Origin of the sequence: Nocardioides sp. LHD-245 (assembly GCF_030929495.1) — a bacterium.
Taxonomy (GTDB): Bacteria; Actinomycetota; Actinomycetes; order Propionibacteriales; family Nocardioidaceae; genus Nocardioides.
Genome location: NZ_JAVFWN010000001.1, coordinates 110,642 through 123,231, shown reverse-complemented (window position 1 = coordinate 123,231; position 12,590 = coordinate 110,642). Strand labels below are relative to the sequence as shown.

The 12,590-nt window shown below is 72.7% G+C and carries 11 protein-coding genes; 7 read left to right on the top strand and 4 right to left on the bottom strand.

Going from position 1 to position 12,590, the window contains the following annotated elements:
- Window positions 1-44 precede the first annotated feature (44 nt).
- The 6 genes from RB608_RS00620 (at window position 45) to RB608_RS00595 (ending at window position 5,477) form a co-directional block, all read left to right on the top strand.
- Window positions 45-878 carry a mycofactocin-coupled SDR family oxidoreductase gene (locus RB608_RS00620; RefSeq protein ID WP_308085838.1) on the top strand — a complete coding sequence of 278 codons (834 nt, stop codon included), beginning with the start codon at window positions 45-47 and terminating at the stop codon, window positions 876-878.
- A gap of 71 nt (window positions 879-949) precedes the next feature.
- On the top strand, window positions 950-1,402 hold the full coding sequence (locus tag RB608_RS00615) for a gamma-glutamylcyclotransferase family protein (RefSeq protein ID WP_308085837.1): 453 nt from the start codon (window positions 950-952) through the stop codon (window positions 1,400-1,402).
- A 61-nt stretch (window positions 1,403-1,463) separates the two neighbouring features.
- Complete coding sequence (locus RB608_RS00610; protein WP_308085836.1) at window positions 1,464-2,984, top strand: serine/threonine protein kinase; 1,521 nt, start codon at window positions 1,464-1,466, stop codon at window positions 2,982-2,984.
- A 16-nt stretch (window positions 2,985-3,000) separates the two neighbouring features.
- Window positions 3,001-3,834 carry a purine-nucleoside phosphorylase gene (locus RB608_RS00605; RefSeq protein WP_308085835.1) on the top strand — a complete coding sequence of 278 codons (834 nt, stop codon included), beginning with the start codon at window positions 3,001-3,003 and terminating at the stop codon, window positions 3,832-3,834.
- Between the two features lie 15 nt (window positions 3,835-3,849).
- A complete protein-coding gene (locus RB608_RS00600) occupies window positions 3,850-4,824 on the top strand; it encodes a DUF2332 domain-containing protein (protein ID WP_308085834.1) in 975 nt (324 codons plus the stop codon).
- 80 nt (window positions 4,825-4,904) lie between these two features.
- On the top strand, window positions 4,905-5,477 hold the full coding sequence (locus tag RB608_RS00595; protein ID WP_308085833.1) for a Uma2 family endonuclease: 573 nt from the start codon (window positions 4,905-4,907) through the stop codon (window positions 5,475-5,477).
- A 19-nt stretch (window positions 5,478-5,496) separates the two neighbouring features.
- Here RB608_RS00595 and RB608_RS00590 read toward each other — a convergent pair whose 3' ends face one another.
- Window positions 5,497-6,312: an ABC transporter permease gene (locus RB608_RS00590; RefSeq protein WP_308085832.1), complete on the bottom strand. Its 816-nt coding sequence runs from the start codon at window positions 6,310-6,312 to the stop codon at window positions 5,497-5,499.
- The gene (locus RB608_RS00585) at window positions 6,309-7,328 is read right to left on the bottom strand and encodes an ATP-binding cassette domain-containing protein (protein ID WP_308085831.1); all 1,020 of its coding nucleotides are present in this window, start codon (window positions 7,326-7,328) and stop codon (window positions 6,309-6,311) included. Before RB608_RS00585 ends, RB608_RS00590 begins: the two co-directional genes overlap by 4 nt.
- Window positions 7,329-7,391: 63 nt before the next feature.
- Between RB608_RS00585 and RB608_RS00580 the strand changes: the two genes are divergently transcribed.
- A complete protein-coding gene (locus RB608_RS00580; RefSeq protein ID WP_308085830.1) occupies window positions 7,392-8,351 on the top strand; it encodes a YafY family protein in 960 nt (319 codons plus the stop codon).
- Here RB608_RS00580 and RB608_RS00575 read toward each other — a convergent pair.
- Both RB608_RS00575 and RB608_RS00570 read right to left on the bottom strand, forming a co-directional pair.
- Window positions 8,329-11,949 carry an HtaA domain-containing protein gene (locus tag RB608_RS00575; protein WP_308085829.1) on the bottom strand — a complete coding sequence of 1,207 codons (3,621 nt, stop codon included), beginning with the start codon at window positions 11,947-11,949 and terminating at the stop codon, window positions 8,329-8,331. The two genes, RB608_RS00580 and RB608_RS00575, sit on opposite strands and share 23 nt — an antisense overlap.
- Before the next feature lie 83 nt (window positions 11,950-12,032).
- Window positions 12,033-12,542: a hypothetical protein gene (locus RB608_RS00570; protein ID WP_308085828.1), complete on the bottom strand. Its 510-nt coding sequence runs from the start codon at window positions 12,540-12,542 to the stop codon at window positions 12,033-12,035.
- Window positions 12,543-12,590 lie beyond the last annotated feature (48 nt).

Below are 12,590 nucleotides of genomic sequence, written 5' to 3'. Positions count from 1 at the left end.
CACCACCGCCCCGCGCCACCGAACACCCGCAGGAGGAGAAGACGATGGGCCGTGTCGCTCAGAAGATCGCGCTCATCACCGGCGCCGGCCGCGGCCAGGGCCGCGCCCATGCGGTCCGGCTGGCCGAGGAGGGGGCGTCGATCATCGCCTTCGACATCTGCGCTCCGGTCACCTCGGTGACCTACCCCATGGCGACGCCGGAGGACCTCGAGGAGACCTGTGCGCTGGTGCGGGCGGCCGGCGGCCGGGCCTATGCGGCCCAGGTCGACGTCCGTGACTTCGACCGGCTCGCCCGGGAGCTGGCAGCCGGCATCGACACTCTGGGCGGGCTCGACATCGTGGTGGCCAACGCCGGCATCGCCAGCTACGCGCCCGGGCACGAGATCTCCGAGGCTGCCTGGCAGGAGATGATCGACATCAACCTCACCGGCACCTGGCACACCGTCAAGGCGGCCGTCCCGCACCTCGTCGCGGGCGGGCGGGGCGGATCGATCGTGCTGACCAGCTCCGCCGCCGGCCTCCAGGGCACGCCCAACCTCGCCCACTACGTGGCGGCGAAGCACGGCGTGACGGGCCTGATGCGGACCTTCGCGAACGAGCTGGCGCCCCACTGGATCCGCGTCAACAGCGTGCATCCCACGCAGGTCGACACGCCGATGATCATGAACGACGAGATCTTCCGGATGTTCCGGCCCGACCTGGAGGCGCCGGGCCGCGACGACATCGTCGACGTGTCCACCGCGACCAACGCCCTCCCGGTCCCCTGGGTCGACTCGCGCGACGTCGCCAACGCGGTCCTCTTCCTGGCCTCCGACGAGGCGCGCTACGTCACCGGCGTGGCTCTCCCCGTCGACGCCGGGATCCTGGCGAAGGTCTAGCTGCCCGTTCCCCGGGCCGGCGTCGCGCTGCGGCGACGGCTCCACTCGGCGGGACGCACTAGCCTGGGCCCGTGACGTCGTACGCCGCCTACGGCACCAACCTCGACCCCCAGCGCATGGGTGAGCGGTGCCCGCACTCGCCGCTCCAGACCACCGGCTGGCTCACCGGCTGGCGCCTGACCTTCGGCGGCGAGGAGCACGGCTGGGACGGCGCTCTCGCGACGATCGCGCCCGACCCGATGAGTGCCGTCTTCGTCGCCGTGTACGACGTCAGCCCGCTGGACGAGCCGATGCTGGACCAGTGGGAGTCGGCCGACTCGGGGCTCTATCGCCGGACCAGGGTGCGGATCTCCACGATGGCCGGCGAGGTCGTCGCCTGGACCTACGTGCTCGACGCCTACGAGGGCGGACTGCCCTCGGCGTCGTACCTCGGCGTGCTGGCCGACGCCGCGGAGGCCGCCGACGCGCCGGCGGACTATGTCACCGGCCTGCGCTCGCGCGCCTGCCGGTCGACCGGCCTCTGAGTCCTCCGCGCCGCTGCCGCGGGGAGCGTGACCCCGACGAAACCTGACTCGTTGTCACGTTATGCGCACGCCCTCCCGGATCGCCCGCGTCCTCACCGCCACCCTCGGCAGCATCGCCGTCGCCGCCCTCGCGGCCTGCGGCGACGTCCGGGTCACCGAGCGCGAGGTGCCGCCGGACGACGCCCGCGACCTGCCGATCGCCGTTCGCCCGGCCGACCCCGGGCTCCGTTCGGTCATGTGGGTCGGCAACAACTGGGACGGCACCGCGAGCATCGTCGACGCCCGCTCCCTCGAGGTCCTCAAGCGCGGGGTCGACCTGATCCCGGACAAGACCCAGGAGACGCTGGCCATCTTCAAGGACCCGGTCGCGACCGTGTTCTACCTCGCCATCAACGCCGGGCCGGGCCAGGGCCACAACCAGTACGTCGACGACATGTTCACGACCATGGACGGGAAGTACCTCGCCGTGTCCCGGCCGAGCTTCGCCGACGTCGTGTGGATCGACATCGCCAAGGCGACGGCCGGGCGGACCGACTCGATCGTGCGCGAGCAGCAGATGGACGGCTTCCGCACCGACCACATGCAGGTCTCCAACGACGGGCGCCGGCTGCTCGTGTCCGACTCGACGAAGCGCCAGGTCATCGAGTACTCCATGGTCGACGAGACGCTCGCCGGCGGGAAGGTGGTCCGGCTCGGTGACCGGCTGCGCACCTTCCCCTCCGGCGAGACGCCCCACGAGAGCAACTACACCGAGGACGGCGAGCGGATCCTGCACGCGTCCATCGGACGCGTCTACACACCCCTCGACGATCTCGACCCGCGCGACGGTGAGCTCCTCGGCCTGCCCCTCAACCGCCTCGGGCTCAGCCTCCTCGGCCTCGACCGGCTGCTCGGCCGGCTGCCGTGGGCCGAGCTCGAGAAGGCGGTCAAGGGCGACCGCTGGCTGCAGTACGTCGCGGCCGACGACTTCGAGGTGCTCGAGCGCTGGGACCTGGCCCACGAGCTCGCCGAGGCCGGCCATCCCGGCATGAGCGGCGCCGTCCGTCCCGTGGCGGTGCACCCGGACGGCCGCCTGCTCTACCTCCAGGTCTCCTTCCTGCACGGCTATGTCGTCTTCGACACCGAGGCGGCCGACCTCAACGCCACCAGTGACTACACACTCGGCGGGGTCGACGAGCCCGCGACCGGCGCGGTGGTCGACGTGGTCCAGCTCGAGAACCGGGTCCCGACCCTGCTCCGCGAGGCCTACGTCAACGACTCCGCGCACCATGGCCTCTCGATCAGCGCGGACGGCGAGACCCTGTGCGCCGCGGGCACGATGGACGGCTACGCCGCGCTGATCGATGCCGGGACCGGCGAGGCGACGTACTTCGACGAGACGACGACGGGCCACGAGTACGGCAAGCCCTACTGGACGACCGAGGGCCTCGACGAGACCTGCTGGGTGTCCCTGTCGGACAACGACGCCGTCGCGGTCCTGTCCACGGACACCCGCGAGGAGCTCGCCTACCTCCCCGTCGGCAACCACCCCCAGCGGGTGCGCCACGGCTACGTCCCGGAGACGGTGGTCGCGGCCTGGTGATGAGTAGGCTCGGCGCGTGACCGAGTCCCCCACGCCGTACGCCCTGGCCGAAGAGGCCGCCGTCCGTCTCGCCGAGCTCACCGGCGTCGCCCGCCACGACGTCGCGTTGGTGCTCGGCTCCGGCTGGCTGCCGGCTGCCGACGCGCTCGACGGAGCCGGCGGCGCCAACACCACCGAGATCGACGTGACCTCCCTGCCGGGCTTCGCGGCGTCGGCCGTGCAGGGCCACTCCGGCCGGATCCGCTCGATCCGGATCCCCGGTCGGGACGGCGCCCCGGACCGGCACCTGCTGGTGTTCCTCAGCCGCACCCACTACTACGAGGGCCGCGGGGTCGCCGCCGTCGTGCACGGCGTGCGTACGGCGGCCGCGGCGGGCTGCCGCGCGATCGTGCTGACCAACGGCTGCGGCGGTCTCAAGGAGACCTGGACGCCGGGCACCCCGGTGCTGATCAGCGACCACATCAACCTGACCGGGCAGTCGCCCATCGTCGGCGCGAACTTCGTCGACCTCACCGATCTCTACTCCACGCGGCTGCGCGAGCTGTGCCGCGAGGTGGAGCCGAGCCTCGACGAGGGCGTCTACGTCCAGTTCACCGGCCCCCACTACGAGACGCCGGCCGAGGTGCGGATGGCCGGGATCCTCGGCGGCCAGCTGGTCGGCATGAGCACCACCCTCGAGGCGATCGCCGCCCGCGAGGCGGGCATGGAGATCCTCGGCATCAGCCTCGTGACCAACCTCGCCGCCGGCCTGAGCGGCGAGCCGCTCAACCACGCCGAGGTGCTCGAGGCCGGGCGCCTGGCCGCGACCCGGATGGGCGCGCTGCTCGGCGACATCGTCCCCCGCATCTGAGGCCCGGCCGGGCGCGTGGAGCCGTATGCCGAGGTCCAGGAGTCCTACCGCCGCTTCGCCGTCGAGGCGGCCGACTCCCCCACCTTCGCCGCCTGGGCCGGCGCCGTGGCCGACGACCCCCAGGTCCTCGCGTGGATCCGGACCCTGCCGGGCATCAAGCAACAGCCCAACCTGGTGTTCGCCGCGGCCCGGCACCATGGCGTCCCCGCCCCCGGACCGTACGACGCCCTGCGGGCCGCGCTCCTCGGTGACACCGGTCCGCTCCGCGCCACGATCCTGGCCCGGGCCACGCAGACCAACGAGGTGGGCCGGCTGGCCACCTTGGTGCCGGCGTTCGCGCGCTTCCCCGGACCGCTGGCGCTCCTGGAGGTCGGCGCGTCCGCCGGGCTGTGCCTCTACCCCGACCGCTGGGGCTACGCATGGTCGACGGACGACGGGCCGGTCCCGCTGGGCGACGAGCCGCGGCTGCCCTGCCGGGTCAAGGGCCCCGCTCCGCTCCCGGTCCGGCTGCCCGAGGTCGCCTGGCGCGGCGGCATCGACCTCCATCCCCTCGACGTCGCCGACCCCGGCGAGATGGCCTGGCTGGAGACGCTGGTCTGGCCCGAGCAGGACGACCGCCGGGCGCGCCTGGTCCGCGCGATCGAGGTCGCCCGCACCGACCCGCCGACCATCGTGCGGGGCGACCTGGTCGCGGAGCTGCCGGGCATGGTCGAGCAGGCGTCGTCGTACGGGACGGTCGTGGTCTTCCACAGCGCCGTCATCGCCTATCTCCCGCCGGAGCGCCGGGCCGACTTCGACGCGCTCGTCCGCGAGCTCGTCGCTCGCGGGCGGTGCCACTGGGTGAGCAACGAGGACAAGCGCGTGCTCCCGTCCGTCACGGCCACCGGCCCGCCGATCCCCGAGGAGCACCCCACCTTCGTGCTCGGGATCGACGGGCGGATGGTCGCGCAGACACACGGGCACGGGCGGGCGTTGCGCTGGACGGCCTGAGCCCTGTGGATGGCCGGCCCGGACGTCGTGGGGCTCGTGCACGCTGGTCGTCATGGAGAACAGGAGGCACCATGGGAGTCATGACGTTGGTCCCACCGCAGCTCGAGCACGGCGACCTGATCGTGCGCGACGGACCGTTCACGGTCGAGGAGCGGGACGCGATACCCGAGAACGGCTACCGGCATGAGCTGCTCGACGGAGTCCTGCTCATGACGCCGACGCCTCGGCCGCGGCACCAGTCGGTCGTCGGCGAGCTGCTCGTTCGCCTCAAGGCGGCGGTGCCGCGTGAGCTGCAGGTCTACGTCGCGCCCTTCGATGTCCGCATCGGAGAGCGCACCGCTATCGAGCCCGATGTCGTCGTCGTCCGGCGTTCCGACGTGACGAGCAAGGGCATCGTGGTTGCGCCGCTGCTGGCCGTCGAGGTCCACTCCCCCTCGACCAAGGCCTACGACCTGGGCCCGAAGAAGGAGCTCCTCGCGGCAGCCGGCTGCCCGTCGTACTGGACCATCGATCCGCGGCAGCCCGAGCTCGTCGTGTGGACCCTGCGCGACGGAGCGTACGCCGAGACGGCCCGCGTGGCCGCCCAGGAGTCCTGGACGGCCAGCGAGCCGTTCGCGGTGACGATCACGCCGGTCGAGCTGCTCGACCTCTGATCGGCCGGTCACCCAGCGGTCAGGCGGCCCGGTTCATCCGGCGGACGCCGACCCACAGCCCGAGGGCGCCGACGACCAGCGACGCGACCAGGCCGGACACGATGGTGTCGGCCGGGAAGGAGCCGGCGAAGAGCGCGCGCTCCGCGTCGACGATATAGCTGAGCGGGTTCAGGTCGGCCGCGGTCCGCAGCCAGCCAGGGGCGCCGTCGAGCGGCAGCAGCACGCCGGCGAGCAGGAGGAGCGGGAAGATCGCGGTCTGCTGGACCGTCCAGAAGACCCAGGCCTGCTCCTTCGCGGCGACGGCGAGGGCGAGGCTGAGTGCGCCGAGTCCGACGCTGAACGGGACGAGCAGCAGCACGCCGACCACGACGCCGTCGAGGTGCAGGTCGAAGCTGAACGGTGTCACGACGGCGACGATGATGAGCGTCTGCAGCAGCAGCGGGACCATCTCGCGCAGCGCCTTCCCGATCAGCAGCGACGAGCGCCGCACCGGTGAGACGAGCAGCCGCTCGAAGGACCCGCTGATGATCTCCTCCGACAGGTTCGCGCCGGTGAAGGACGCGCTCATCAGCGCGGTCATCGACACGATGCCCGGAACGAACCACTGCAGGGCGGCGCCGGTGCCCGTGTCGGGCAGCAGCGGCGCGAAGAGGCCGAGGAAGACCAGCGGCTGCACCATGGCGAACAGGACCGACGCGGGCTGGCGGAGTACGGGCTGCAGCTCGCGGACGAGCACGTTCGCGATGTCGGTGACGATCCCGACGGGCCGCGACGCGACGCTGGTACGACGGACGGCGGTCGGCGCCGGGGCGTGGGAGGTGATCTCGATGGTCATGCTGCCGCTCCTTCGGTGGGCTGGGACGGGGAGGTGGAGGTCTCGCGCAGGCTGCGCCCGGTCAGGTCGAGGAAGACGTCGTCGAGGGTCGGTCCGACCACCTCGATCCGGGTGACCGGTGTGCCGGCCGCCGCGAGGTCGGCGACCAGTCCGGGGGCCGCGATCCGCCCGAACGCGGCCCGGACGTCGACGTGCGGCCCGCTGACCGTGACCTGGGCGCCGTCGATCCGGTCCGCACGCTCGGCCGCCGCCCGCGCGTCCTCGGCGGAGGCGAAGTCCATGGCGACCAGGTCGCCGAGTGCCGACTTGAGTGCGGAGGCCGTGTCGTCGGCGATGACCTCGCCGTGGTCGATCACGATCACCCGGCCGGCCAGGGCGTCGGCCTCCTCGAGGTAGTGGGTGGTCAGCACGATCGTCGTGCCGAGCTCGGCGTTGAGCCGGCGGACCTGCTCCTGCAGGTTGACCCGGTTCTGTGGGTCGAGGCCGGTCGAGGGCTCGTCGAGGAAGAGGATCGGCGGCTCCTGGACCAGCCCGATCGCCACGTCGAGCCGGCGCCGCTGGCCACCGGAGAGCTGGGCGACCGGCCGGTCGGCGTGCTCGGTGAGGTCGAAGGCCTCGAGCAGCTCCTCGGTCCGGGCGCGGGCGTCACGTCGCGAGAGGCCGTGCGCGCGGGCCTGGCACATGATCTCGTCGCGCCCGCGGAACTGGTGGCCCGCGGCATTGCCCTGGCCGACGTACCCGATCGCGCGGCGGACGGCGGCCCGGTCGCGGACCACGTCGTGCCCGGCGACCTCGGCCGTGCCCGCGGTCGGCGCGATCAGCGTCGTGAGCATCCGCAGGGTCGTGGACTTGCCGGCGCCGTTGGGGCCGAGGAAGGCGACCAGCTCACCGGCCGCCACCTCCAGGTCGAGCCCGCGGACGGCCTCGATCGTCTGCTTGTTGCGCGTGTAGTGGCGGGTGAGTCCGACGGTGCGGATCACCGGTCCGCCTGCCTGGTGAGTCGTGTTGATCTCCATGACCACCACGCTAGGAAGCATTCCGGTCAGTTTCTGTCCTGATTCAGATCTAGTCTGGAGCACATGAGCACGAGTGCCCGGATGCTGCGGCTCCTGTCCCTCCTCCAGACCCACCGGTTCTGGACCGGCGGGGAGCTCGCCGGCCGGCTCGAGATCAGCGAGCGCACCCTGCGCCGCGACGTCGAGCGGCTGCGCGACCTGGGGTACGACGTCGACGCGGCGCGCGGCGTCGCCGGCGGCTACCAGCTCCGGGCCGGCGGGGCGATGGCTCCGCTGCTGCTCGACGACGACGAGGCCGTCGCTGTCGCCGTCGGGCTGCGGGCTGCGGCCAACGGCGGCGTCCCCGGCTTCGAGGACACCACGCTGCAGGCGCTGACCAAGGTGATCGCGCTGATGCCGCCACGGCTGCGCCGCCGGATGGCCGCGCTGCAGACCCAGACCGAGGGCCTGCCCTGGTCGGGCGGCGCGGCGCTCGACCCCACGGTGCTCACCACCCTCGCCCAGGCCTGCCGCGACGACGAGGTGGTCACGTTCTCCTACACGGCCTACGACGGCACGGGCACCACCCGCCGGGTCGAGCCGCACCGGCTGGTGAACCTCGGCCGGCGCTGGTACCTCGTCGCCCACGACCGCGAGCGCCAGGACTGGCGCTCGTTCCGGGTCGACCGGGTCGCCGGCGTACCGGTCACGACCGGGCAGCGGTTCCGGCCCCGCGCGATCCCCGGCGGCGACGCGGCCCGATACGTCAGCCGCGGACTGCGCGACCGGCCGCAGCGCCACCAGGTCAGCATCGTGATCCAGGCCCCGGCCGCCGAGGTCACGGCCGTGATCGGCCGCTGGGGCAGCGTCGTGCCCCAGGGTGACGACGCGTGCCGGATGACGATGAACACCGACAGCCTGGACTGGCCGGTGCTCGTGCTGGCCAACCTCGACCACGATTTCGAGGTCGAGGAGCCGGCCGAGCTGACGGAGCTGCTCGACCGGCTCGCGCGCCGCTTCGCTAGCGCCTCCGCTTCTTCTTGACCTTCACCACCACGACGTCGCTCGCCGCGGCCTCGGTCGTCGCCGTGGGCCGGACCGCGGCGGTCAGGAAATGCCGGCCCGGGCCGAGGCGTCGCAGCACCCGCTTGCCGAGCTTGACCGACACCATCCCGCCGGACGACACCGTGATCCGCTTGACTCCGAGGATCCGGTCACCGGCCCGGACCACGACCTGCCCGGAGTACGACGCCACGCCGCGCGGCAGGGTGATCGTCACAGTCGCCATGGCCTTCCTCCCGACTCGGGCCTTGCCCACCGCGAGCGCCACGGTGGGCACGGCCTTCGTCGCCGGCTCCTCGGCCTTCGGCCCGGACGGCTCCGGCCCGGCCGGCTCCTCCTCGGCGTCGGCGAAGTCGACGGTGAAGGGGGCCGGCGACTTCTTGCCGTCGGCGGCGCCGCCCGAGGAGTACCAGTAGGAGGACAGCCCGGTCGCGAGGTGGACGTCGACGAAGGCCTGCGGCCACGCCCCCCAGCCCTCGGCGGTGCGATCCTGCGGCGTCGCCGCGGCGGGCAGGTCCACCTCGACACCCGCGTAGGCGGGAGTCACGGTGATCTCGCCGGCCGGGTCGATCTCGACGCCCGAGAAGGTCGCGATCGGCACGTCGGCCACCATGTCCAGCGGCGTGCGCTGCTCCGGGTTCGCCATGCTCGAGCCGTAGCCGTCCACATCGGCGCTCAGCGTCCCGCTGCCGTCCGCGGTCACGACCAGCTCGGGATCGGTGAGCCAGAAGGGCACCAGCCCGCCGTAGAAGTTGACGCTGAACGTCCCCTCCCAGCGCACCCGGCCCGAGCCGTCCGCGGCGAGCTGCGCCCGACCGCCGGAGAACCGGACCAGCTGGTCGACGTCGCCCGCGACCGGCGCCGCCCGGGTCGCCCACCTCGCCGGGGTCTCGGCGCCGTCGGCCGCCCGGTGGACGATCGCGACGTCGTCCGCGACGGCGCGGTAGCTGGCCTCGTCGCCGGCCGAGACGCCGGCGGAGAGGTAGTTGGACCCGCCGAACGGCGGGGCGGACTGCAGTTCCTCGCTGCCCGACCACTCCAGCGTGACCCCGTCGAGCGTGAGGCCCGCGTCGGGCACGCCGCGCCTGGCGTTGACGGTCAGCCGGGCGGCGGCCGAGTACGTGGTGCCGACCGGGTTGACGGCCTTGGCCCGGAAGAGCGAGCCGGACTGGTCGACGTTGGTGTCGACGACGGTGAGCGAGGAGACGCCGTCCGCGGTCTCGACGACCACGTTGTCGTCGTCCTCCGGAATCGGCTCCCAGTAGCCGCCGACGCGACGCTGCCAGGTGACCGCCGTGAGCTGCGGACTGGCCTGGGCGTGGACGACGAAGGTCGCGTCGCTGCCCTCGGTGACGGTGCGGTCGCGCGCGTCGAGGCCGAACCGGGGAGCGTGGGTCACCGTCAGGCCTGCCTCGTCGGAGACCACGGTGCCGGCCTCGTTCGCCACCTTCAGCCGGTACGACGTCCCGCCGGTCGCCGGCGTCGCGTCGACCTGCAGCGTGGCCGACGTCGCGCCCGGCAGGTCCTTGAACCGCGCCTCCCCCGGCTTGCGGGCCTGCCACTGGAGCTCGCCCCCGAGCGCGGCATCGATCGCCGCGGTCAGGCTCACCGGCCGCTCGGCCTCGCCGGGGGTCAGCTCGACGGCGACGTCGACAGGCTGCGTGGTGACCCTCGGCGCGATGCCCTCGAACACCATCCGGCGGTAGCCGAACTCGCGCGGGTTCGCGGCCGACTGGATCGGAACATAGACGGAGCCGTCGACCCCGGTCCTGATCACCATCGCGCCGCCGCCCCCGCGCGAGAACTCCGCGATCCGATAGCCGGCCAGGGTGCCGGAGTCGTCCACCAGCTTGAGGGTCCGGCCGGCCGCGTCCGAGTCGTCGCTGGCCCAGAGGAATCCGCGGTCGGCGTCGTACGCGAGCATCTCGGCGGTGCGGGAGGTGCGGATCCCGTATTCCAGGTAGAGGGGGATCGGCTCACCCTCCGTCGCCGGTCGCGCGACTGCCGCACCGCCCTCGACGTCGACGCGCTGGTAGTCGTCGAGTCGCTGGTTGAGTCCGTGCAGATAGACCGAGCCGCCCGGCCCTGCTGTCGCCGCGGCCCAGCCGTAGTGCACCGCCTCCGTCTCGTCGAAGGGCTTCGCCGCCGTGTCGGCGATCCCGGAGGTCTCGACCGTGCTGTCGCTCGTCGGCAGGAGCCGGAACGCCGGGGCGTAGTGGTCGACGCCGTCGATCCGAACGCTGGTGGCGTTCGTCGCGACGACATACGATCCGTCGCCCAGCGGCGCCAATGACGCGGCCGCGTCATTGGACGAGCTGGCCGTCGTGGTGCGCGACAGGCCCCAGCCTCCGGGGAAGTCGCCGCTGGCCGGCCACTGGACGGGAGCCCGGCTCACGGACCATCCGTCGTCGGCCGGTCGTACGCGGACCAGGAAGTAGGGGTTCTGCTCGGTCGCGGTGGAGGCGCTCGACACCAGCACGCCGAGCTCGCCGGACGCCTTGTTCCAGGTCAGGTTGCCGACGCCCGGAGAGGTCGAGGTCGCGATGGCGCCGACGACGCCCGCGTCGAAAGTCCCGTCCACGCGGTCGAAGCGGACGGTGCGCAGCGTCACCTCGTTCTGGGCCGGGCCGTCCTTGGCCGTGACGAAGAAGATCGTGTCGGTCGCGGGGTCGATCGCGGTACGCAGGAACCGCCCCGCGCTTCCCGTGGCCACCATCGGATGGGCGTACGGCGTGCCGACAGGGGTCAGCTCCTGCGCGTCGAGCGCGGTGAAGATCAGGTTCTGCGCGCCGTGTGCGGCGTCGAACTGGACCGCATAGACGAGGTCGCCCTGCGCCGAGACCTCCAGGGAGCGCGACGCGTTGTTGCCGCCGCTCACGGCACTGCCGCTCAGCCAGCGGGCGCCCTCGCCCAGCACCGGAACGCCGGGCTCGGCGAAGCGCTCGGCGAGGTCGGGCATGCCACCGGGGCCCTCGTAGTCGACGGAGACGGGGTCGAAGGTGGTGCCCGGAGCGTAGAGCGCCTGGCCGTCGCCGCCCTGGCTCGGGATCGAGTCCCACGTCGTGCGATCGGCCTCGAAGCTCGTGCCGGCGGCGCCGGCCGGGTCGAGCGTGGCGAGCACCACGTCGACATACTCCTCCATCGCCCCGCCCGGGTCGTCGCGGCTGTAGCCGACGTAGGTGCCGCGGATCTCCTGGGCATCCGGACCGATCCGCAGCTCCAGGTCCGTGAAGGTCGAGTCCAGGGCGTAGCGCCCCGCGTCGTCCCGATAGGCCTGGAAGCGCACCCAGCCTCCGAGCCGGAGCGTCGTCGTGAGGGTCGCGTCGTCGTAGCTGCCGGCGGTGACCGGGAAGTCGAAGCCGTCCGCGACGTTGCCGGTCACTCCGCTGACCGTGGCACCGCCCCCGGTGGTCGTGTTGTGCGCGCCGATGTAGCTGCGCCAGGAGGCCTTGATCCCCCAGCTCACCGTGCCGGCGCTGATGTCGGTGGACACGGCGCGGGCCGGCGACGCCGAGGCGACGAGGGCGGCCCCGGCGAGCACCAGGGCGAGGGAGAGCAGGGTCAGGACGACGCGTTTCATGCGGGTGGCCTTCGTGGGTCGGGGAGGGAGAGCGGAGCTGGCGGCGTACGGTCCCGAGCCCGCACGCCGCCGCTCCTCAGTCGTCAGGAGACGTTGAACTCGGCGCTGTCGCCGGCGTACGAGCCGCCGCTGCCGCCCCCGTGGGCGGGCGTCACGACGACCTCGCACAAGTGGGCGTCGCAGTCGACGTTGGCCGGCTGAGAGGGCCCGAGGAAGGCGTGGGCGTTGGCGCCTCCCGTGAGCAGCTCGTAGTCGTCCACGTGCAGGTTGCCCGAACCGTCGGTGGTCACGTCGACCTGGCTGGTGCCGGCGATGCAGGCCGGGATCTGGGCGATCAGGAAGGTCGTGTAGGTGTCCCACTCGCAGATGCTCACCGTGTAATCGGTGTTCGCGGCGAGCCCGGACTGGTCGATGTCGACCAGCGCGCCGTCGAGGTAGCTGCCGGACGACGGCGTGAGCGAGACGTTGTCGGAGTCGCTGACGTCGGAGGCGTGCGCCGCCGGGGCGGAGAGGCTCAGCGCGCCCGCCGCGGCGGTGGCCGCGAGGACCGCGAGGAGGCGTGCCGGCGTACGACGGCTCGGGGTGGATGTCATGGGTTCTTCTCCTTCTCTAGGATCGGAACCAGCCCTGTGGCCGATTCC

Bases quoted from the DNA above. Each gene is read 5' to 3' on its own strand.
- RB608_RS00620 (WP_308085838.1), top strand. From the start codon at position 45: ATGGGCCGTGTCGCTCAGAAGATCGCGCTCATCACCGGCGCCGGCCGC.
- RB608_RS00610 (WP_308085836.1), top strand. From the start codon at position 1,464: ATGCGCACGCCCTCCCGGATCGCCCGCGTCCTCACCGCCACCCTCGGC.
- RB608_RS00595 (WP_308085833.1), top strand. From the start codon at position 4,905: ATGACGTTGGTCCCACCGCAGCTCGAGCACGGCGACCTGATCGTGCGC.
- RB608_RS00590 (WP_308085832.1), bottom strand. From the start codon at position 6,312: ATGACCATCGAGATCACCTCCCACGCCCCGGCGCCGACCGCCGTCCGT.
- RB608_RS00585 (WP_308085831.1), bottom strand. From the start codon at position 7,328: ATGGAGATCAACACGACTCACCAGGCAGGCGGACCGGTGATCCGCACC.
- RB608_RS00580 (WP_308085830.1), top strand. From the start codon at position 7,392: ATGAGCACGAGTGCCCGGATGCTGCGGCTCCTGTCCCTCCTCCAGACC.
- RB608_RS00575 (WP_308085829.1), bottom strand. From the start codon at position 11,949: ATGAAACGCGTCGTCCTGACCCTGCTCTCCCTCGCCCTGGTGCTCGCC.
- RB608_RS00570 (WP_308085828.1), bottom strand. From the start codon at position 12,542: ATGACATCCACCCCGAGCCGTCGTACGCCGGCACGCCTCCTCGCGGTC.